Raw genomic sequence first — 20,621 nt, 5'->3', positions numbered from 1 at the left:
ATCGAGACAACACGCCCAAGAGGGAAGGCAACGGCGCCTTCTCCCACAAAATGGGCGCGCATACAGGAGGAAACTCGACCATGAGCATCATGGTGCCGTCAAAGACGCCGGCGCTGATCACACCTGGTCAACAGGCGCTCGACTCCGCTCTTCACCAACTGAACCAGGCCGCCGCCCACCTCGGGCTCGACGACGGCCTCCGCACGATGCTGGCCACGCCCCGCCGCTCCCTGACCGTCTCGGTCCCGGTGCGCCGCGAGGACGGGCGCATGGACGTCGTCCAGGGCTTCCGCGTCCAGCACAACGTCTCGCGCGGCCCGGCCAAGGGCGGCATCCGCTTTCATCCCAGCACCGACATCCACGAGGTCACCGCCCTGGCGATGTGGATGACGTGGAAGTGCGCGCTGGTCGGCATCCCGTACGGCGGCGCCAAGGGCGGCGTGGCCGTGGACCCGGGCGCGCTGACCACGATCGAGCTCGAACGGCTCACCCGCCGCTACGTCAACGAGATCCTGCCGCTGATCGGCCCGGAGAAGGACATCCCGGCCCCCGACGTCGGCACCGACGAGCAGACCATGGCCTGGATCATGGACACCTACAGCGTCAACGCCGGCTACTCGGTGCCCGGCGTGGTCACCGGCAAGCCGATGACGCTCGGCGGCTCGCTCGGCCGCACCGGCTCCACCTCGCGCGGCGTGCAGATCGCGGCCCTGGCCGCCCTCGGGCGCTCGCCGGAGGGCGTCACGGTCGCCGTGCAGGGCTTCGGCAAGGTGGGCGCGCTGGCCGCGCAGTACCTGTCCGACGAGGGCTGCAAGGTCGTCGCCGTCTCCGACGTCACCGGCGCGCTCTACGCGCCCGGCGGCCTCGACGTCGCCCGCGTGCGCGCCTGGGTGGCCGAGACCGGCGGCGTGGCCGGCTACCCGCACGCCGACGCGATGGCCCACGACGACCTGTTCGAGCTGGACGTGGACGTGCTCGTCCCGGCCGCGCTCGAAGGCGTGATCACCGAGGCGAACGCGCCCCGCGTGCGCGCCCGGCTGATCGTGGAGGGCGCCAACGGCCCCACCACGCCGGAGGCCGACGAGATCCTGGCCGCGAACGGCACCACCGTCGTGCCGGACATCCTGGCCAACGCGGGCGGGGTGATCGTGTCCTACCTGGAGTGGGTGCAGAACATGCAGGCCTTCTCCTGGAGCTCCCGCGAGGTCGAGGTGAAGCTGCGCGACCTGATGGAGGGCGCCTTCTCCGAGGTCAAGTCGATGTCCGCCGAGCGCGGGCTGACGCTGCGGGAGGCGGCGCACGTGATCGGCGTGGGCCGGGTCGCCGAGGCCCACAGCATGCGGGGCCTGTACCCCTGACCTACTTTGGTCGCACGTGACCCGCCCAAGGTCGGATGCCGGGGCGGGTCCCGTTCTGCGACGGTCGGGGTCATGAGGGGTTTCATCGGGGTCATGGCCATCATCCAGGGGCTCGGCGGGTTCGCCGGGCGCGTCTGGTTCGACACGGAGTGGGGGTTCGTGGGGCGGTTCGTGGAGCTGCCCCTGGCGGCCTACCTGGGCCTCGCGGTCGCGGGCCTGGCGTTGCTGCTGTGGTCCGACCACGACAGGAAGAACCGCGAGAGCTGATCGGGGGCGGGTCGGGCAGGATGGCCTCATGACCTATCCGGAACCGCGCTATCCGGGCGACACCGGCGAGCTGTCCGCCACGTACCGCCCCTACGAGCACGCCCCCGAGCTGACCTACCCGAGCGGCAACACCGTCCACTACCTGGCCACCGGGGCCACCACCAACGGCCAGTTCGGGCTCTACCGCTGGGTGATGGGGCCCGAGCCGTCCGGCCCGAGCCCCCACTTCCACAAGTCGATCTCCGAGTCGTTCTACGTCCTCGACGGATCGGTGCGGATCTACGACGGCAGCCGCTGGATCGACACCCGCCCCGGCGACTGGGTGCACGTGCCCGAGGGCGGCGTGCACGCCTTCCGCAACGAGTCGGGCGAGCCCGCGACCATGCTGCTGCACTTCGCCCCCGGCGCTCCGCGCGAGGGCTACTTCGAGGGGCTGCTCGACCTGGCCGGCAAGAGCGAGGAGGAGAAGGCCGAGTTCTTCATCCGCCACGACACGTACTGGCTGGACTGACCGGGCCCGGCGGCTGAGCGGAGGCCCGGTCGAGGGCGGCGGCCAGCTCGTCCAGCTCGCGCATCAGCCGTTCGGTGCGCTCCTGGCCGAACGCGGCGGCGATGGCCCGGTGATGGTCGGCCACCGCGCCGTCGACGCGGGCCAGCAGGTCGCGCCCCCGGTCGGCGAGGAACACCGCCACCCGCCGCCGGTCGCCCGCCGACGCGCCCCGGTGGACCAGCGCCCGGTCGATCAGCCGGTCGACCGCCTTGGTGAGCGTCGGGTGCGGCATGAGCACCGCCTCGGCCAGCTCCCCCATCGAGTGGCCGCGCCCGTCGGCCAGCGCGCGCAGGATGCGCCACTGCTCGACGGTGACGTCCTCGCCGGCCAGGGTCGCCGCCAGGCCGCGCGTGACCTCGCGTTCGGCGCGGCTGAGCACGTACGCGAGTGAGGACCCCAGCCCGGATTTAGCCATGACACATCAGGTCCTTTCACCGGAGAGCTAGTTCGGAGGATACTCGTCGGCGTGGCGGCCATCGTCGATCCTTTCGAGGCCCGGCTCATCCCCTCGGACGCGGTCCGGATCGGCCTGGTCGTGCCCGTGTCGGGGGTGCTCGGGCTGGTGGGGCCGTGCGCGATCAACTGCGCGGTGCTGGCCGCCGAGGAGGTCGACGCCCGGGGCGGCGTGCTCGGCAGGCGGATCGAGCTGGTGCTGATCGACGGCGGGCGGCCGGGGCGCGAGGTGGCGGCCGAGGTGGCCGGCCTGGTCGCGTCCGGCACGGTCGAGGCGGTGGTGGGCACGCACGCCAGCGACGTGCGCATCGACGTGGTCGCGGCCATCGGCGGGCGGGTCCCGTTCGTGTACGCGCCGCCGTACGAGGGGGGCGGGCACGCGCCGGGCGTCTACTTCCTCGGCGAGACCCCCGGCAGGCAGCTCGAACCGGGCATCGAGTGGCTGGTCAGCGTCCACCGGGCGCGCCGCTGGTACCTGCTGGGCAACGACTACGTCTGGCCGCGCCTGGTGCACGCGGGCGCCCGCCGCCGGCTGCGCGCGCGCGGCGCGACCGTCGTCGGCGAGGCGTTCGTCCGGTACGGCGGGGCGGCCTCCTGGCTCGGCCGGATCGCCGACGCCCGCCCCGACGCGATCCTGCTCACGCTGATCGGCAGCGACCTGGTCGCCTTCAACCGGGCCTACGCGGCCGCCGGCCTCGGCGCGGCCCGGCTGTGCGGGGCGCTGGAGGAGCACGGCCTGCTCGGCATCGGCGGCGACGGCACCGGCGAGCTCTACGCGTCGATGGGCTACTTCCGCGACCTGCCGACCGAGGCCAGCCTGCACTTCGCCGAGCGGTACGCCAAACGCTTCGGCCCGCACGCCCCCATGCTCAACGCCCACGGCCAGGGCTGCTACGAGGCCGTCGCGATGCTCGCCGCCCTGTCGGCACGGGCGGGCAGCCTGGCCGTCCCCGCCCTCGACGCGGTGGCCGACGGCACCACGATCGTCAGCGCGCGCGGCCCGCTCACGCTGCTGAACCGGCAGGTGCGGCGCACGGTGCACCTCGGCAGGGCGGACGGCCTGGATTTCTTGCTTGAGAAACCTTTTCACTAGAAAGCTTTGGCTCTAAGGTGCGAAACGCCCCCCAACCTCACCAAGGAGCCGCGCAACATGAGCACCGTTGAGCAGTTCGGCTACCGCCAGGAGCTCAAACGCTCTCTGGGCTTCGCCGACCTGATGATCTACGGCCTGATCTTCATGGTGCCGATCGCACCGTTCGGCATCTTCGGCGGCGTGTTCCAGTCGTCCGGCGGCATGGTCGCGCTGGCCTACATCATCGGCCTGGTCGCCATGGCGTTCACGGCGCTGTCGTACTCGCAGATGGCCCAGGCGTTCCCCATGGCCGGCTCCGTCTACACCTACGCCGGGCGCGGCATCTCGGCGCCGGTCGGGTTCATCGCCGGATGGGCGATCCTGCTCGACTACATCCTGGTGCCGTCGCTGCTCTACCTCATCGCCAGCCTGGCCATGAACTCGTTCGTGCCGGGCATCCCGGTGTCGGGCTGGCTGGTCATCTTCGTGCTGCTCAACACGGCCGTCAACTACATGGGCATCCAGATGACCGCGCGCATCACGCGGGTGATGCTGGTCGCCGAGCTGGCCGTGCTGGCGATCTTCCTGGTGGTCGGCGGCATCGCCCTGGCGCAGGGCAAGGCCCAGGCGGGCGCGCTCACGCCGATCTTCGAGTCCTCCGCGTTCAACTGGACGCTGGTGTTCGGCGCGGCGGCCACGGCGGTGCTGTCCTTCCTCGGCTTCGACGGCATCTCCACCCTCGCCGAGGAGAACAAGGAGGACGGCCGGCGGCTCGGCCGTTCGATGGTGGCCGCGCTCGCACTGGCCGCGGTGCTGTTCGTGGCGCAGACGTGGGTCGCGGCGCTGCTCATGCCCGACCGCGCCCAGCTGATCAAGGCCGGCGACCCGAACGGCGACGCCTTCTACCGCATGGCGGAGTTCGCCGGCGGCCACTGGCTGAGCGTGCTGACCGCCGTCGCCACCGCGATCGCGTGGGGCTTCGCCAACTCGCTGGTCGCCCAGGCGGCCACCTCGCGGCTGCTGTTCGCGATGGCCCGCGACCGCATGCTCCCCTCGTTCCTGGCCAAGGTCCACCCCAAGCACCAGGTGCCGGTCAACGCCACGCTGGCGGTCGCCGTGCTGTCGCTGGGCATCGGCCTCTACATGAACAGCCGTGACGACGGCATCGCCCTGCTCAGCCAGCTGGTGAACTTCGGCGCGATGACCGCCTTCCTGATCCTGCACGTGGCCGTCGTCGTCCACCACTTCTTCCGCAGGCGCAGCGGGAACGTGTGGGCCCATCTGATCGCGCCGGCGATAGGCTTCCTCGTCCTGGCCGCCGTGGTGTACAACACCAAACTGGTGACCCAGACGGTCGGCCTGATCTGGCTGGCGGTCGGTCTCGCCGTCCTGGGCGTCAGCTATCTGATCGGCCGCAGGCCCGTTCTCCCCTCGGAGGTCAAGTGAACGTCGTCTCCTACCACCCCACGCCGGAGGAGCTCAGCTACACCTTCGGCGGCCGTGCCGCCCTGGGCAGGGTCCGGCCCGGGACGGTGCTGGAGCTGTACACCGAGGACTGCTTCGGCGGCCGGGTGCGGACCGTGGAGGACCTGCCGTCGCGGGTCTGCGAGTTCCCGTACCTGAACCCCGTCACCGGTCCCTTCCACGTGGAGGGGGCCGAGCCGGGCGACACGCTGGCGCTGCACTTCGTGAAGATCACCCCGGCCCGCGACTGGGCGGTCTCCACCACGTTCCCGCACTTCGGCGCGCTGACCGGCACCCACACCACGGCGACGCTCCAGCCGCCGCTGGAGGAGCGGGTCTGGCGCTACGACATCGACGTGGACAAGGGCGTGGCCGTCTACCACGCGCGCAACAGCGACTTCAGCGTGGCGCTGCCGCTCGACCCGATGCACGGCACGGTGGGCGTGGCCCCGGGCGCGAACGAGGCCCGCATGACCATCACCCCCGACGCGCACGGCGGCAACATGGACACCCCCGAGCTGCGCGCGGGCGTCACCGTCTACCTGGGCGTCAACGTCGAGGGCGGCATGTTCTCGATCGGCGACGGCCACGGCCTGCAGGGGCACGGCGAGGTCTGCGGCACGGCCGTGGAGTCGGCCATGAACACCGTGGTCGCGGTCGAGCTGATCAAGGGCGTGGCCACGCCGTGGCCCCGGCTGGAGGACGACCTGCACCTGATGTCCACCGGCTCGGCCAGGCCCCTGGAGGACGCCTACCGCATCAGCCAGCACGACCTGGTGACCTGGACCTCGGAGCTGACCGGGCTCGACACGCTGGACGCGTACCAGCTCGTCAGCCAGGCCGGCCAGGCGCCGGTCGGGAACGTGTGCGACACCAACTACACCATGGTCGCCAAGCTGCCCAAGACCTACCTGGGCGCCCCATCGGTGTACGAGGACGCCCACGCCCGCCTGCGCGCCCTGGGCGCCCAGTACGACGCATGACAATCCCCCACTTAGGTAAACCTTGGTGTCGCAGGTCAGAGCATTGATCATCTTCCCCGTAGAGTGGGAAAGTGCTCAGGTTGGTACTGTCTCTGGTCCTGCTCGATCCGGCTGGCCTCACCGATGTCGCGCAGCGCAGCGTCCCCGTCCCCCAGGTGCTGACCCCGGACGGCGACCGCCTGGGCTACGCGCCGGTCCCGCGCCCCTACACGGGGGCGCGGCGGCTGACCGGCGTGCTGCTCGGCCATGACCCCGTCACCCGCACCGACGTGTGGTGCGGCGGCGCGGTCATCGGCTCGCGCAGCCGCAGCCTGGTGCTGACGGCCGCGCACTGCCTCTACCACGACGGCCGGCCGCTCAAGCGGCTGGTCTTCATGCCCGGGTTCGACAGGGGCAACCCGCGGCACGGCGTCTGGTCCGCGGTGCGCACGTGGGCGCCGGACCGCTGGCGGGCGAACCCCGACTCCCCCGACGTGCTGCCGTACGACGTCGGCCTGGTCGGGGTCGTCAAGGGCAGGCGCCCGCTGGAGGACGTGGTCGGCCAGGGCCTGCCGCCTCTGCGCACGAGCCGCGGCGCCGGGCTGCGCGGGCTGGAACTGCTCGGCTACCCGGCCGGCAAGCGCTACCCCGGCACGCAGATGTACCGCTGCCTGGGCGACGCGGTCGAGGGCTCGACGGTGGGCCCCGGGCTGATGGTCACCCGCAACTGCCATGCCGCCGCCGGGGGGAGCGGCGGCCCGGTGCTGTACGGCGACTCGGTGGCGGGCGTGGTCTCCTCCTCCAGCCCGCTGAGCGACACCGACGGCTACACGGTGCTGGCCCGGCTGGGCGGGACGACGTTCGACCGGATGTTCGCCAGGGCCGACGAGTCGATGCGGGTCAGGAAGCCTGGCTGACGGCCTCTTCGCAGATGGCATGGGTGATCAGGGCGTCGTCGGCGGTGATCACCCGGCCCTCGCGGACCGCGAGCAGGAACTCCTGGCAGATCTGCTCGATGCCGCGCTGCCGGGCGACCGGCACCCAGTCGGGCCGCCTGGTGAGCGTCTCGCCGCCCTCGTAGTCGAGGACGTCGCCGAGGTTGACCACCCGCCGCTTGATGCCGTCGCCCATGACCTCGCAGGTCTCCTCGGCGGCGCCGCTGACCCGGTTCATGACGCCGATCGCGGTGAACCCGGCGCCCGACAGCTCAAGGACGATGTGTTCGAGCAGGTCGCGGCGGACGCGGGTGCGGATCCTGGTCTCGGTGACCGGGCCGGGGGCCAGGAACCTGAGCGTGTCCACGACGTGGATGAAGTCCTCGAAGATGGCCCGCCGGGGCGCGTCGGGGTAGTTGTCGCGGTTCTTCTCCATCAGCACGAGATGACGCGGAAGGGCCATGAGCCCCGCGTAGCCGGGGGCGTGGCGGCGGTTGAACCCGACCATCAGCGACCTGCCCTCGGACTCGGCCAGGCGCACCAGGCGCTCGGACTCGGCCAGGCTGTAGGCGATCGGCTTGTCGACGTAGACGTGGATCCCCGCGCTGAGCAGCGGCTCGACGATCTCCGGGTGCGCCTCGGTCGCGGCGTGCACGAACGCGGCGTCGACCCCCGCCTTGATCACCTCGTCGACGCTGGTGGACCGGTCGGCGACGCGGTAGGCGTCACCGAGCCGGTCGAGCCGCGCGGTGTTGCGGGTGCACAGGTGGAGGTCGAGGGACTGGGCGGCGAGCACGGGCAGGTACGCCTTCTCCGCGATGTCGCCCAGGCCGATCATGGCTATCTTCATCCGTCGAGCGTAGCCTTCAGCGCGGCCTCCACCGGCGTAGGCGCGACGCCGAAGACCTGCTGAAACGCCGAGGAGTCGAGCACATAGGGCGCGGTGAACTGGTAGCGCACGTGCCGCAGCTCGCCGATCATGGGCGAGAACAGCCCGGACGCCCGCAGCAGCGGCCACGGCAGCGTGGTCATCCTGGGCTCCGGCAGGTCCAGCAGGGCGGCCATCCGGGCGCCGACCTCGCGGAAGGTCATCGGGTCGTTGGTGGGCACGTGCCACGGGCGGCCCCAGGCCCGCTCGTCGGCGCCGGCGGTGATCAGGGCGTCGGCCACGTCCGGCAGGTAGGTCCAGCTGTGCGGGACGTCGGCGGGGAAGACGAGCCGGATCGTCCGGCCGGCCTTGAGCGCGGGGATGAAGCGGGTGCCCAGGTGGGACTGGTCGGTGGCACCTGGGCCGAAGAAGTCCGAGCCGCGCACCTCGGTCACCCTGATCCGCCCTTCGCGGTGGGCGGCCAGCGCGTCGTGCCAGATCCTGGCCCGCACCCGGGCCTTGGGGGTGGTGGAGGCCGGCGGCAGGTCCTCGGTCATCGGGCCGGAGACGGGCCCGTACGGGTAGAGGTTGCCCAGGATGGCCAGCACGGCCCCGCTCGACTCGGCGGCGGCCAGGAACGAGGCGGCCATCGGCGGCCAGTCGGTCAGCCACCGGTGGTAGGCCGGGTTGACGCAGTTGTAAAGGACGTCGGCCCCCTTGGCCAGCTCGGACAGCCGGGCCTGGTCGGCCACGTCGGCGGCCACCCTGACCGTGCCCTCCGGCCCGCGGCCCGAGCGGGTCACGACGACGACCTCGTGCCCCTGCGCGGCGAGCTTGGCGGCCAGGTGCGAGCCGACCTGGCCGGACCCCACGACGACGTGCTTACCCATGATCAGACCTGCTTCCAGATGACGCGCAGCAGCGCGTTGACGACGAAGACGGCGGCGAAGACGATCGCCGGGGTGACCCGGCCCGCGGCGTAGAGCGCGAGCGCGCCGCCGCCGAACCAGACGATCTCCAGCCCGACGCGGGCCAGGCCGGTGAGCGGGATGGTGGCGTTCGCGCCGCCGCCCGCGCCGAACAGCGCCCACGCGGCGATGAACAGCGCCGGGCCGCCCAGCCCCGCCAGGAGCTTGATCGCCCAGTTCGGGCTGAGCGTGAAGCCCCAGTAGGCCACCGCGCCCAGCACGCCGAGCTCCAGGAAGAACATCAGGGCGGCGTTGGCGTTCTTGGCGAGGGCGAGCATGGAGATCTCCTGAGGGGGTGCGCTGTTCGCTTACGAGAGCAATGCTCTCTAAAAAGAGCGGCACTCGTCAAGAGCAGTGCTCTCGTTTTTTGCCAGTGCTCTGATAACCTGCTGTGCATGACAGCCAGCCGTACCGCGCGAGAGCGCGTGAGAGCCGAGCTCACCAGGGAGATCACCGACATCGCCCGCCGCCAACTGGCCACCGACGGCGCGGGCGGCCTGTCGCTGCGGGCCGTGGCGCGGGAGATGGGCATGGTCTCCTCGGCCATCTACCGCTACTTCCCGAGCCGCGACGACCTGCTGACCGCCCTGATCATCGACGGCTACAACGCATTGGGCCAGGCCGTCGAGCAGGCCGAGGCCGCCTGCCCGCGCACGGCCCACCTCGGCCGCTGGCTGGCCGCCGGCCATGCCGTGCGCGACTGGGCGGTGGCCCACCCCCACGAGTACGCCCTGCTCTACGGCTCGCCCGTGCCGGGCTACCAGGCGCCGCAGGACACCATCGCGGCCCGGCTGCGCGACGTCACCGTGCTCGGCGCGCTCGTCGTCGACGCCTGGGACGCGGGCGAGCTGCACCCGCCGGCCGCCCCCGAGCCGCCCGCCGAGGTGGCCGCGGACGCCGAGAACATCCGCGCCCTGATGCCCGGCGTGCCCGACGACGTGGTGTGGCGGGCGATGGCGTCCTGGGCGACGCTGTACGGCTGGGTCAACTTCGAGGTGTTCGGCCAGTTCAACAACACGATCGACAGCCGGCGGGCGGCCTTCGACCACGCGCTGCGGCTGGCCGCCGCCACACTCGGCCTCGCCGCGTGACCGGAACGTCCCCGCAAGCCGGAAGGGGCAGGAGCGCATGTGCACTCCTGCCCCTTCCGCGAGAACGTCAGCGCGCGGCGCGGTTGACCGCCGAGATGATGGCCTTGAGCGAGGCCGTGGTGGTGTTGGCGTCGATGCCCACGCCCCACAGCACCTGCCCGTCGACCTCGCACTCCAGGTAGGAGGCGGCCTTGGCGTCGCTGCCCGCGCTCATCGCGTGCTCGACGTAGTCGAGGACCCGCACCTTGATGCCGACGCCGGCGATGGCGTCGATGAAGGCCGAGATCGGGCCGTTGCCGACGCCCGCGATCTCCCGGATCTCACCGTCGAGGCGCACGTCGGCGCCGATGCGGTCTTTGTCGTCGACGGTCGACTCGTGGCGGTGGGCCATGAGGCTCAGCCGGCCCCAGCGGTTGGCGGGGTTGGGCAGGTACTCGTCGCGGAAGATCTCGTACATGGCCGTGGGGCTGATCTCGCCGCCGCCCGCGTCGGTGCGGGCCTGCACGACCTTGGAGAACTCGATCTGCAGCCGGCGCGGCAGGTCGAGCTGGTGGTCGGCCTTCATGATGTAGGCCACGCCGCCCTTGCCCGACTGGCTGTTGACCCGGATGACGGCCTCGTAGGTGCGGCCGATGTCCTTGGGGTCGATCGGCAGGTAGGGCACCGCCCAGGTGAACTCGGCCACCGGCGTTCCGGCCGCCGCGGCGTCGCGCTCCAGGTGCTCGAAGCCCTTCTTGATGGCGTCCTGGTGGGAGCCGGAGAAGGCGGTGTAGACCAGCTCGCCGCCCCACGGGTGGCGCGGGTGCACCGGGAGCTGGTTGCAGTACTCGGTGACGCGGCGGATCTCGTCGATGTCGCTGAAGTCGATCTCGGGGTCGACGCCCTGCGAGAACAGGTTCATGCCCAGGGTGACCAGGCACACGTTGCCGGTGCGCTCGCCGTTGCCGAACAGGCAGCCCTCGATGCGGTCGGCGCCGGCCATGTAGCCCAGCTCGGCGGCGGCCACGGCGCTGCCCCGGTCGTTGTGCGGGTGCAGCGACAGCACGATCGAGTCGCGGTGCCGCAGGTTGCGGTGCATCCACTCGATCTGGTCGGCGTAGACGTTGGGCGTGGCCATCTCGACCGTGGCGGGCAGGTTGATGATGACCTTGCGGTCGGGGGTGGGCTGCCACACCTCGTTGACGGCGTCGCACACCTCGACGGCGTACTCCAGCTCGGTGCCGGTGAACGACTCGGGCGAGTACTGGTAGAAGACGTCGACGTCGGTGGCCTCGGCCAGCTTCCTGACCAGCTTGGCGCCCTCGACGGCGATGGCGGTGATGCCCTCCTTGTCCTGGCCGAACACGACGCGGCGCTGGAGGGTGGAGGTCGAGTTGTACAGGTGGACGATGGCCTGCTTGGCGCCCTCGATCGCCTCGAAGGTGCGCTCGATCAGCTCGGGCCTGGCCTGGGTCAGCACCTGGATGACGACGTCGTCGGGGATGCGGCCCTCGTCGATGATCTGCCGGACGAAGTCGAAGTCGGTCTGGGAGGCGGCCGGGAAGCCCACCTCGATCTCCTTGTAGCCCATGCGTACCAGCAGCTCGAACATCTGGAGCTTGCGGTGGGAGTCCATCGGGTCGATCAGGGCCTGGTTGCCGTCGCGCAGGTCGACCGCGCACCACCGGGGCGCCTTGGTGATGACCTGGTCGGGCCAGGTGCGATCGGCCAGCCGGATCGGTTCGAACGGCTGATAGCGATGGGCCGGCATGGGGCTGGGCTGCTGGGCGTTCATCTCTGCTGCTCCTCGTCGGTCGAGTCGAAAGTCGAGTCGAAAGCGGCCGACGCGCATGACTGGCTCCGCGACGAGGGAGCCGGCCTTACAGGCCCTCGCCGCGGCAGCTAAGAAGCAGCCCGCGCAGCATGCCAAGCACGCTACCAGACGTCTCGGGATTCGCTGCCCTTGATCTCACATCATGAGAGCCGATCGGTCCACCGATGGTGAAACACCTGGTCAGGGCCGCGAAATTCCGACACGCGCCACCGCTAGTCCGGGATGAGCACGCTCAGGCAGGTGACGCAGCCCTCCAGCCGCTCGAACTCCGAGATGTCCACCCTCGTCACGACGAGCCCGCGCCTCTCCAGCATCGCCGCGGTCCGCGGGGCGGAGGCGGCCAGCAGCACCCGGTCGCCGCCCAGCGGCACCACGTGCGCGCCCGGCTCCTCCGGCGGTTCCAGCAGGCCCGGCAGCTCGACGCGACCGGGATCGCCGATGAGCGTCCCGTCGGGCAGGGCGGTCACCGCCGACTTCAGGTGCAGCACGCCGCGCAGGCCCACGGGCTCGACCCGCCGCTCGGGCAGCAGGGCGGCGAGCTGGCTGACGCCCTCGTCGTCGGTGCGGGCCGACCTGCCGACGTACACGGTGGGGCCGACCTGGAGCACGTCGCCGCCGTCCAGGGTGCCGGGGCGGGCGATCCGGACCGCCTTCAGGCCGAGCTCCCGTACGGCCCGCTCGACGGACTCCACCTCCGGACGCCGCTCCGGCGCGCCCGGCCGGGTGAGCACGGCCAGGCGCCCCGACACCACCACGGCGTCCTCCACGAAGGGCGCGTCGGGCAGGTGGTCGGCGTCCTCGGCGTAGACCGGCCGCCATCCGGCCGCGGCCAGCGCCGCGACGTAGGCGTCGTGCTGGTGACGTGCGCGTTCGTGGTCCACGGGCACGCGCTCGATGTGCGTGACGATGCCCTCGGCGATCCGGGGTCCGGGCTTCCTTACCAGCGCGATACCAGACATAGGGCGTGTTCTATCACGCAGTCGTTAGAGTCTTGGGCATGCGGGACGACGAGATTCTCACCAGGATCAGCGCTCTGGTCGCCGAGGAGCACGAGCTGCGCGGCAGGCTGTCGGCGGGCGAGGTCACCTCCGACGAGGAGCACGCGCGGGTCAAGCAGCTTGAGGTGGCGCTCGACCAGTGCTGGGACCTGCTGCGGCAGCGCCGGGCCAGGCGCGGCGCGGGCGAGGACCCCGACGGCGCGGCCGTCCGCCCGGCCGGCGAGGTGGAGAACTACCGGCAGTAGGGCCCACCGGCGGTAAAACGGCTGGCCAGACGCCACGCCGATGCGCTTGGCTGGACGGATGCACATCCAGCCAATCGACTTCGACCGGCCGGGCGAGCTGATGACGGGCCTGCACGACGCCTACCTGGCCGCGCACGCGCACGAGCCCGGCCCCAAGTTGTCACTCGCCCGCCTCTCCGCCATCGCCCGCCTGGGCGGCCCCGGCGACCTGGCCGAGACCTGGGTGGCGACCGACGGCGGCAAGGTCGCCGGCGGCTACTCCCTGGCGCTGCACCAGTACGACAACCGGCACATGGGCTGGCTCTTCCCGCTCGTGGTCCGGCCGGAGCTGCGCGGCCGCGGCCTCGGCGGCGAGCTGTTCGAGCACGTCCTCGTCCGGATGCGCGCCCACGGCCGCACCCTGCTGCTCACCGAGACCCCCACCACCGGCGTCGGCGCCCGCTTCGCCCGCGCCCACGGGATGACGGTCGCGCTCCGGGAGGCCCGCCGCACGCTCGACCTGCGCACGGCCGACTGGGCCGCGCTGCGCGGCATGCTGCCGGAGGTGCCCGGCTACCGCGTCGAGCGGTTCGCCGGCCCGGCCGGTCCTGAGCTGCTGGCCGACCTCGCCACGCTGATGAGCGGCATGAACGACGCCCCCCGCGACGCCGACGTCGAGGACATGACCTTCAGCCTCGACCGCCTGCGCCTGCGCGAGGAGCGCGTCACGATCAACGGCGAGACCTGCTACACGATGATCGCCAGGCGCGAGTCCGACGGCGCGCCCGCCGGTTACACGCGGATCTACCTCACCGCTGACCGCTCCGACGGCTGGGGCCACCAGGCCGACACCACCGTCCTGCGCGAGCACCGCGGCCATCGCCTGGGCCTGCTGCTCAAGCTGTCCAACCTGCTGTGGCTGCGCGAGCGCGAGCCGCACCTGGAGCAGATCATCACCTGGAACGCCACGTCCAACGCCCACATGCTGGCCATCAACGAGGCCATGGGGTTCGAGCTGCTCGACGAGTGGGACGAGTGGCGGCTGACGGTCTGACCTTTCCCCGGCTAACCTGACTCGTCATGACGGTGGAGGCGTTACGGGACGCGGATCCGCGGCGGGTGGGGCGCTACGCCCTCCTGGGCCGGCTGGGCGAGGGCGGCATGGGCGTCGTCTACCTGGGCGAGGGCCCGGGCGGCGCACGGGTGGCCGTCAAGCTCATCCGCGCCAGGATGGACGCCGACCCCGACTTCCGGCGCAGGTTCGCCCGCGAGGTGGCCGCGGCCCGGCGGGTCGCCCGCTTCTGCACCGCCCCGGTGCTCGACGCCGACGTGCACGCGGACGTGGCGTACCTGGTCACCGAGTACGTCGAGGGCCCCAGCCTGGACGACGCGGTGCGCGGCTCCGGGCCGCTGACGGGCTCCGCGCTCGACGGGCTGGCCGCGGCCATGGCGATGGCGTTGCGGGCCATCCACGGGGCCGGGGTCGTGCACCGCGACCTCAAGCCGTCGAACGTGCTGCTGTCCCGGGTGGGGCCCAAGGTCATCGACTTCGGCATCGCGCGGCTGGCGGAGTCGGAGATGAGCAGCGCGATCGTGGGGACGCCGTCGTACATGTCGCCCGAGCAGGTGGCGGGGTCGCAGGTCGGGCCGGCCTCGGACATCTTCTCGTGGGGCTGCACGGTCGCCTTCGCCGCCGGTGGGCTGCCGCCGTTCGGGTCGGGGTCGGTGCCGACGATCCTGTTACGCATCGTCAACGAGGCTCCCGAGCTGCGGGGGCTGTCGGGGCCGCTGCTCGACCTGGTGACCGCGTCCCTGGCCAAGAGCCCGGCCGCCCGTCCCACGGCCCAGGACCTGATGGACGCCCTCAGCACCGCCACCCCCTCAGCCGCCCTCCCCACCCCGCCCCCACACCCCGCAGCCCCGTCCGACGGCCCCCCGCCCCCCGCCGAGACACCGGCCACCCTCCCCCCTCCCCCTCCCGCTGACGGGACGCCGGCCACCCTCCCCCCTCCCCCTCCCGTTGACGGGACGCCGGCCACCGTCCCCCCTCCTCCCGAAGGGACGGACGGGACGACGGCGGGGAAGCGGCGTACGAGACTGCTGGCCGCAACCGCGGCGGTCGTGGTGGCGGCCGCCGGCGCCACCACGGCCCTGCTGTGGCCCCACGACGACACCCCCGCGACCACCCCCGCAACCACCCCCGCGACCACCCGCACGACCGCGGGTCCCGAACCGGCCTCCACCGCGACCCCCCGCAACCCGCTGCGCGAGAACGGCGTCACCTTCTGGTCCGAGAAGGAGAAGGCCGCCGCCCGCCAGGCCGCCGTGTGGCGGAAGGACCGCCCGGCCGACGCCGCGCTCATGGACCGGCTGGCCGCCGTCCCGCACGCCATCCGCCTGAACCAGCCCGAGGTCAGGGCCACGGTCGAGAGCGCCGTGACCGCCGCGCAGGAGGCGGGCGGCGTGCCGGTGTTCCTGATCAACTACATGCCGGGCGGCGGCGACTGCGCCGCCACGGGCGCCGCCGAGATGACGGCCTACCAGGAGTGGGTCAGGGGCGTGGCGCGTCAGGTCGGCGACCGCAAGGCCGTGGTCATCCTGGAGCCGTCCAGCCTGGTCAACCTGCCCGGCACCAAGGACTGCACGGCGGCCGGCACGGCCGAGCAGCGCTACCGCGACCTGCGCGAGGCCGTGAAGTCGCTCAAGACCGGGCACCCCGGCACGGCCGTCTACCTCGACGGCAGCCAGGACCTCTACCCCGGCACCGAGGTGATGGCCCGGCGCCTGATCGGCGCGGGCATCGACCAGGCCGACGGGTTCTTCGTCAACACCGCCTCCTTCCAGCCCACCCCCAAGGCCGTCGAGTACGGCAAGTCGCTGTCGGCCTGCATCGCCGTCATGCGCAGGACGGGCGGCGCCACCTGCCCGAAGGACGCCGACCCCGGCGGCGACCTGCCGCACTTCGTGGTGGACACGGCCAGGAACGGCCAGGGCCAGTGGTCGCCGACGAAGAAGTACAAAGACCCGCAGACCTGGTGCAACCCGCCCGGCCGGGGCGTCGGCGAGCGGCCCACCACCGACACCGGCGAGGAGCTGGCGGACGCCTACCTGTGGATCACCCGGGCCGGCAGCTCCGGCGGACGATGCCGGCGCGGCACGAACGGCGACGAGGACCCCGAACGCGGCGTGGTGGCGCCGGAGAGCGGCGAGTGGTGGGCCGATCTGGCGCTCGAACGCGCCAAGAACGCCCGTCCCCCGTTGCGCTGAGGAGAACCCGATGTTAAGCGCACGTTAGATCTGAGCCGCCGCACCTTGTCCGAACAACCTTCTGGGGAGAGGCTCTGGCCTGCATCCACTCCCCCCAGGAGGTCCTACATGAACAAAGCGCGCGTGCCGTGGAAGGCAGTGATCGGCGGCTCCGTCGGCAATCTGGTCGAGTGGTACGACTGGTTCGTCTACAGCAGCTTCGCCGTGTACTTCGCCGCTTCGTTCTTCCCTGACGGGGACGACACGGCCAAGCTGCTCAACACCGCGGCCATCTTCGCCGTCGGCTTCTTCATGCGCCCGCTCGGCGGCTGGCTGCTCGGCCGCTACGCCGACCGCCGGGGCCGCAAGGCGGCGCTCACGCTCACCGTCACGCTGATGTCGGCCAGCGCGCTGCTGATCGCCATCGCGCCGACGTACGAGTCGGTCGGTTACGCCGGCGCGCTGGTCCTGGTGGTCGCGCGGCTGCTCCAGGGCCTGTCGGTGGGCGGCGAGTACGCCGCCAGCGCCACGTACCTGACCGAGGCCACCCCGCGCGGCCGGCGCGGCTTCGCCTCCAGCTTCCAGTACGTCTCCATGACCGCCGGCCAGCTCGTCGGCCTCGGCCTGCAGATCATCCTGCAGAACACGATGTCGAAGGAGGCCCTGAACTCCTACGGCTGGCGCATCCCGTTCGTGGTCGGGGCCGCGGCCGCCGCCGTCGTGTTCTACCTGCGCCGCAGCCTGCTGGAGACCGAGGCGTACGGCGAGGAGGAAGAGGAGCGCAGGGACAAGGGCACCATCAGGCAGCTCCTGGCGCACAAGAAGGAGGCGCTGCTGGTCATCGCCCTGACCATGGGCGGCACGGTCGCGTACTACACCTACACGACGTACCTCACCAAGTACCTGTCGAACACCGCGGGCCTGCCGAAGGAGACGGCCACGCTGGTCAGCTTCTGCGCGCTGTTCATCTTCATGTGCCTGCAGCCGCTGGCGGGGTCGCTGTCGGACCGCATCGGCCGCCGGCCGCTGCTGATCACGTTCGGGATCGGGTCGATGCTGGGAACGGTGCCGTTGATGACCGCGCTGGGCGGGGCGAGCGGCTTCGGGGGCGCGCTCGTCCTGTCGCTCGCCGGTCTGGTGATCGTCACCGGCTACACCTCGATCAACGCCGTGGTCAAGGCCGAGCTGTTCCCGACGCACGTGCGCGCGCTGGGGGTGGCGCTGCCGTACGCGATCGCGAACGCGCTGTTCGGCGGCACCGCCGAGTACGTCGCCCTGTGGTTCAAGGACAAGGGCATCGAGTCCGGCTTCTACTGGTACGTCTCCGCCTGCGCCGCCGTCTCCCTGGCCGTCTACCTGACCATGCGCGAGACCCGCGACGCGGCGCTGTCGCGCAGCGAGGGCGCCGAGCCGTCGGATCCGGTCACCGCCCGCGTCTAACCTGGCACCATGCGGGTTCTCCTGGTCGAGGACGACGATCGGCTCGCCTCCGCGCTCACCACGGCGCTGGCCCGGCACGGCCATTCGGTCACCCGCGCCGGCCTGGCCGTCGACGCCCTCCGCCTGGCGGGGGGCGTCGACTTCGTGCTGCTCGACCTGGGCCTGCCCGACATGGACGGGCTCGACGTGCTGCGCCGGCTGCGCCGCGTCTCGGCGGTGCCGCTCATCGTGGTCACCGCGCGCACGCAGGAGCGCGAGGTGCTGCGCGGCCTGCGCTCGGGGGCCGACGACTACCTGGTCAAGCCGTTCCGCACGGTCGAGCTGATGGCCCGCATGGAGGCGGTGCTGCGGCGCGGCACGCGTCCGATGCCGGCCCGCGACCACGTGGTGTGCGTCGGCGACGTGCGCATCGACCTGGAGTGCCGGCAGGTCACGGTGGCCGGCCGGCCGGTGGCGCTGACCAGGCGCGAGTTCGACGTGCTGGCGCTGCTGGCCCGCGAGCCGGGCGTGGTGCGCAGCCGGGAGGAGATCCTCGACGAGGTCTGGGGCGATCCGCTGCTGTCGGCGTCCCGGTCGCTCGACGTGCACGTGGCGGGGCTGCGGTCCAAGACCGGGCGTCCCGGGCTGGTGGAGACGTTGCGCGGCACCGGCTACCGGCTGGGCCCGGCGGGATGAACGCGCGGCTGGTGGTCACCTTCACCACGCTGATCGTCTTCCTGATCGCGGCGCTGGCGGTGCCGCTCGGCCTGGCCTACGCCTCCCACCGGACCAACCGCCTGCTGCTCGACCGGCGCGCCGACGCCACCCGGTTCGCCGAGCTGGCCGACGCCGCGGCCCGCGACGACGACCGTACGGGCCTGATCATCGAGGTCTCCCGCTACGCCGACCTGTACGGCGCGGCCGTCCGGGTGCGCGACCGCGACGGCTCGATCCTGGTCTCGGCCGGCCGGTTCGAGGCCGACGACCGGGAGGCGACCCGGCTCGCGCTGTCCGGCCGCACGACCGAGGACCTGCCCACGGTCAGCCCGTTCGGCCCGGCCACGGTGCTGCTGGCCGAGCCCGCCGGTCGTGACGCGCAGCTGTCCGGCGTGGTGCTGCTGGAGGCCCCGACCGGCCAGGCCCGGCTGGACGTGTCGCTGGTCTGGGGCGCGCTGGCGGCGGGGGCGCTGGTCGCGCTGGCCTGGTCGGCGCTGGCGGCCCGGCGGCTGGCCCGCTGGATCCTGCGGCCGGTGACCGAGCTCGACCGCACCACGCGGGCCATCGCGCAGGGCCGGCTCGACGCGCGGGCGCATCCCGGGGCGGGCCCGTCGGAGCTGCGGCGGCTGGAGGAGCGCTTCAACGCGATGGCCGACGCGGTCTCGGCGGCGATGGAACGGCAGCGCGCGTTCGTGGCCGACGCCTCGCACGAGCTGCGCACCCCGCTCACCGTGCTCGGGCTGCGGCTGGAGAACCTGGAGCCGCACCTGCGCGAGGAGGGCACCGCCGAGTACGCCGAGGCGATGTCCGAGCTCGACCGGCTGGCGCTGCTGGTGGAGGACCTGCTGGCGCTGGCCAGGGTCGAGGCGGGCGCGGGCCTGGCGGGCAAGGAGGTCGGGCTCGGCGAGCGGCTGGCGGTGTGGCGCGAGGTCTTCGCGGCCAAGGGCGTGTGCCTGGTGGCCGATGTCCCGGCGGGCGCGGTGGTGCCGGAGGCGGCGGCCAGGATCGCCGACATCGCGCTCGACAACGCCCAGAAGTTCGTCCCCGAGGGCGGCACGGTGACGGTCACGCTCGACGGCGGGGTGCTGCGCGTCGCCGACGACGGGCCGGGGCTGGGCGCGGAGGAGCGGGCCGAGGCGCTGGGGCGGTTCTGGCGGTCGGGGGCGCACGCGAACGTCCCGGGCAGCGGGCTCGGCCTGGCCATCGCCGCCGAGCTGGCCAAGGCGTGCGGGGCCACCCTGCGGCTGCTGCCGGCCGTGCCGCGCGGGCTGGTGGTCGAGCTGGCCCTGGCTCAGCCGTAGACCGAGCGGTAGTAGCGGGCCGCGCCCGGGTGCAGGGGCACGACGCCGGTGCCGATGGCGTAACGCCTGTCGAGGCGGCCGCCGGGGGCCGAGGGGGCCTGGAGGCGGTCGCGGGCGCGGAAGAGCGTCTCGGTGACGGTGAAGGCCAGGTCGTCGGGGAGCGTCGTACGGCACATCAGGTAGCTCGGCGTGCCCACGGTCGGCACCTGCCTGGCCAGCCCGTACGCGCCGGCCGGCACGGCGGCGTGCTCGTAGACCGGCCCGTAGCGGCGGCGCAGCACCGGCACCAGCGACTCCAGCGGCACCAGCGCGATGTCGTCGAGCGCGGCGAGCGCGGGCGTCGGCACGCCGCCCGACCAGAAGAACGCCTCGATCCGGCCGGCGCGCAGCTCGGTGACGGAGGCGTCGAGGCCGAGCCTGCTGATCTGCGGCGGCGTGCGCAGCCCGGCGGCCGACAGCACGCGCGTCGCGGTCACCGCCGTGCCCGACCCCTCGACCCCGATCGACACCGGCCGCCCCGCCAGGTCGCCGACGCCGGGGACGCGCGCGCCCTCGCGCACGACCAGGTGCACGTAGTTCATGTACATCCGGGCCAGCGCGGAGACCGGCTGGTGGCGCACCCTGACCGCGTCGTCGGCACTGTCGGCCAGCGCGAACCCGACGTCGGCCCGGCCGCCGGCCATCATGGTCAGGTTCTGGACGCTGGCCGCGGTCTCCACCACCCGCACGGTCAGCCCGTCGTGCCGCAGCTCGCCCGCCAGCCGCTGCCCGAGCGCGCCGTACGGGCCGCCCGCCAGCCCGGTGACCAGCCGCAGCTCGGCGGGCCTGGCCGTGGAGCAGCCGACCGCGAGCGCGGCGAGCCCGAGGAAGGCTCGGCGGGACATGGGCATGATGTCACGGTATCCGGTCCCGCAG

21 protein-coding genes are annotated in these 20,621 nt (G+C 72.5%); 14 read left to right on the top strand and 7 right to left on the bottom strand.

What is annotated here, in order from left to right; all coding sequences use genetic code 11:
* The first annotated feature begins 80 nt into the window (after window positions 1–80).
* The 3 genes from ACIBQ8_RS14145 (at window position 81) to ACIBQ8_RS14135 (ending at window position 2,136) form a co-directional block, all read left to right on the top strand.
* The gene (locus ACIBQ8_RS14145; protein WP_397192087.1) at window positions 81–1,358 is read left to right on the top strand and encodes a Glu/Leu/Phe/Val dehydrogenase; all 1,278 of its coding nucleotides are present in this window, start codon (window positions 81–83) and stop codon (window positions 1,356–1,358) included.
* A gap of 72 nt (window positions 1,359–1,430) precedes the next feature.
* Window positions 1,431–1,625, top strand: coding sequence for a hypothetical protein (locus ACIBQ8_RS14140; RefSeq protein WP_397175625.1), 195 nt, complete (start codon window positions 1,431–1,433; stop codon window positions 1,623–1,625).
* A gap of 28 nt (window positions 1,626–1,653) precedes the next feature.
* The gene (locus ACIBQ8_RS14135; protein WP_397175624.1) at window positions 1,654–2,136 is read left to right on the top strand and encodes a cupin domain-containing protein; all 483 of its coding nucleotides are present in this window, start codon (window positions 1,654–1,656) and stop codon (window positions 2,134–2,136) included.
* Here the strand turns inward: ACIBQ8_RS14135 and ACIBQ8_RS14130 are convergent.
* A complete protein-coding gene (locus ACIBQ8_RS14130; protein WP_397192086.1) occupies window positions 2,105–2,590 on the bottom strand; it encodes a MarR family winged helix-turn-helix transcriptional regulator in 486 nt (161 codons plus the stop codon). The two genes, ACIBQ8_RS14135 and ACIBQ8_RS14130, sit on opposite strands and share 32 nt — an antisense overlap.
* A 51-nt stretch (window positions 2,591–2,641) precedes the next feature.
* Here ACIBQ8_RS14130 and ACIBQ8_RS14125 point away from each other — a divergent pair, with 51 nt between their 5' ends.
* From ACIBQ8_RS14125 to ACIBQ8_RS14110, 4 genes are all read left to right on the top strand, one after another.
* The gene (locus ACIBQ8_RS14125) at window positions 2,642–3,721 is read left to right on the top strand and encodes a substrate-binding domain-containing protein (RefSeq protein ID WP_397175620.1); all 1,080 of its coding nucleotides are present in this window, start codon (window positions 2,642–2,644) and stop codon (window positions 3,719–3,721) included.
* Window positions 3,722–3,778: 57 nt separating this feature from the next.
* Window positions 3,779–5,146, top strand: coding sequence for an APC family permease (locus ACIBQ8_RS14120; protein WP_397175618.1), 1,368 nt, complete (start codon window positions 3,779–3,781; stop codon window positions 5,144–5,146).
* Window positions 5,143–6,147 carry an acetamidase/formamidase family protein gene (locus ACIBQ8_RS14115; RefSeq protein ID WP_387672540.1) on the top strand — a complete coding sequence of 335 codons (1,005 nt, stop codon included), beginning with the start codon at window positions 5,143–5,145 and terminating at the stop codon, window positions 6,145–6,147. The genes ACIBQ8_RS14120 and ACIBQ8_RS14115 overlap by 4 nt, the downstream gene beginning before the upstream one ends.
* A 71-nt stretch (window positions 6,148–6,218) precedes the next feature.
* Complete coding sequence (locus ACIBQ8_RS14110; RefSeq protein WP_397175617.1) at window positions 6,219–7,043, top strand: trypsin-like serine peptidase; 825 nt, start codon at window positions 6,219–6,221, stop codon at window positions 7,041–7,043.
* Here the strand turns inward: ACIBQ8_RS14110 and ACIBQ8_RS14105 are convergent.
* From ACIBQ8_RS14105 to ACIBQ8_RS14095, 3 genes are read right to left on the bottom strand one after another with little or no spacing between them, the layout of a single operon-like run.
* Window positions 7,027–7,911 (bottom strand): Gfo/Idh/MocA family protein, encoded by an 885-nt coding sequence (locus ACIBQ8_RS14105; protein ID WP_397175616.1) that lies wholly within the window; start codon window positions 7,909–7,911, stop codon window positions 7,027–7,029. The genes ACIBQ8_RS14110 and ACIBQ8_RS14105 overlap by 17 nt on opposite strands.
* Window positions 7,908–8,819, bottom strand: coding sequence for an NAD-dependent epimerase/dehydratase family protein (locus tag ACIBQ8_RS14100; protein WP_397192085.1), 912 nt, complete (start codon window positions 8,817–8,819; stop codon window positions 7,908–7,910). Before ACIBQ8_RS14100 ends, ACIBQ8_RS14105 begins: the two co-directional genes overlap by 4 nt.
* A gap of 2 nt (window positions 8,820–8,821) precedes the next feature.
* Complete coding sequence (locus ACIBQ8_RS14095; RefSeq protein WP_397192084.1) at window positions 8,822–9,175, bottom strand: YrdB family protein; 354 nt, start codon at window positions 9,173–9,175, stop codon at window positions 8,822–8,824.
* Between the two features lie 117 nt (window positions 9,176–9,292).
* Here ACIBQ8_RS14095 and ACIBQ8_RS14090 point away from each other — a divergent pair, with 117 nt between their 5' ends.
* Window positions 9,293–9,988, top strand: a complete 696-nt coding sequence (locus ACIBQ8_RS14090; RefSeq protein WP_397175613.1) for a TetR/AcrR family transcriptional regulator — start codon at window positions 9,293–9,295, stop codon at window positions 9,986–9,988.
* Window positions 9,989–10,055: 67 nt separating this feature from the next.
* Here ACIBQ8_RS14090 and leuA read toward each other — a convergent pair whose 3' ends face one another.
* Window positions 10,056–11,762: a 2-isopropylmalate synthase gene (gene leuA / locus ACIBQ8_RS14085; protein WP_397192083.1), complete on the bottom strand. Its 1,707-nt coding sequence runs from the start codon at window positions 11,760–11,762 to the stop codon at window positions 10,056–10,058.
* A 251-nt stretch (window positions 11,763–12,013) separates the two neighbouring features.
* Window positions 12,014–12,760 (bottom strand): dimethylargininase, encoded by a 747-nt coding sequence (gene ddaH / locus ACIBQ8_RS14080; RefSeq protein ID WP_397192082.1) that lies wholly within the window; start codon window positions 12,758–12,760, stop codon window positions 12,014–12,016.
* A 38-nt stretch (window positions 12,761–12,798) separates the two neighbouring features.
* Between ddaH and ACIBQ8_RS14075 the strand changes: the two genes are divergently transcribed.
* The 6 genes from ACIBQ8_RS14075 to ACIBQ8_RS14050 all read left to right on the top strand — a co-directional run bounded on the left by ACIBQ8_RS14075 (window position 12,799) and on the right by ACIBQ8_RS14050 (window position 19,706).
* Window positions 12,799–13,044 carry a DUF2630 family protein gene (locus ACIBQ8_RS14075; protein ID WP_352327988.1) on the top strand — a complete coding sequence of 82 codons (246 nt, stop codon included), beginning with the start codon at window positions 12,799–12,801 and terminating at the stop codon, window positions 13,042–13,044.
* Between the two features lie 58 nt (window positions 13,045–13,102).
* Window positions 13,103–14,077 (top strand): GNAT family N-acetyltransferase, encoded by a 975-nt coding sequence (locus ACIBQ8_RS14070; protein ID WP_397192081.1) that lies wholly within the window; start codon window positions 13,103–13,105, stop codon window positions 14,075–14,077.
* A gap of 26 nt (window positions 14,078–14,103) precedes the next feature.
* Entirely contained in the window at window positions 14,104–16,290 is a 2,187-nt protein-coding gene (locus ACIBQ8_RS14065) for a glycoside hydrolase family 6 protein (RefSeq protein ID WP_397192080.1), read from the top strand.
* 108 nt (window positions 16,291–16,398) lie between these two features.
* Entirely contained in the window at window positions 16,399–17,709 is a 1,311-nt protein-coding gene (locus ACIBQ8_RS14060; RefSeq protein ID WP_397192079.1) for an MFS transporter, read from the top strand.
* Between the two features lie 9 nt (window positions 17,710–17,718).
* Window positions 17,719–18,384, top strand: a complete 666-nt coding sequence (locus ACIBQ8_RS14055; protein WP_358292061.1) for a response regulator transcription factor — start codon at window positions 17,719–17,721, stop codon at window positions 18,382–18,384.
* Window positions 18,381–19,706 carry an ATP-binding protein gene (locus ACIBQ8_RS14050; RefSeq protein ID WP_397175601.1) on the top strand — a complete coding sequence of 442 codons (1,326 nt, stop codon included), beginning with the start codon at window positions 18,381–18,383 and terminating at the stop codon, window positions 19,704–19,706. Before ACIBQ8_RS14055 ends, ACIBQ8_RS14050 begins: the two co-directional genes overlap by 4 nt.
* Here the strand turns inward: ACIBQ8_RS14050 and ACIBQ8_RS14045 are convergent.
* The gene (locus ACIBQ8_RS14045; protein ID WP_397192078.1) at window positions 19,697–20,596 is read right to left on the bottom strand and encodes a TAXI family TRAP transporter solute-binding subunit; all 900 of its coding nucleotides are present in this window, start codon (window positions 20,594–20,596) and stop codon (window positions 19,697–19,699) included. The genes ACIBQ8_RS14050 and ACIBQ8_RS14045 overlap by 10 nt on opposite strands.
* Window positions 20,597–20,621 lie beyond the last annotated feature (25 nt).

It is taken from the genome of Nonomuraea sp. NPDC049646, assembly GCF_044465525.1.
In the GTDB taxonomy this organism is placed as follows: Bacteria; Actinomycetota; Actinomycetes; order Streptosporangiales; family Streptosporangiaceae; genus Nonomuraea.
The sequence above is the reverse complement of the archived record's forward strand: the minus strand, read 5'-3'. Positions and strand labels throughout refer to the sequence as shown.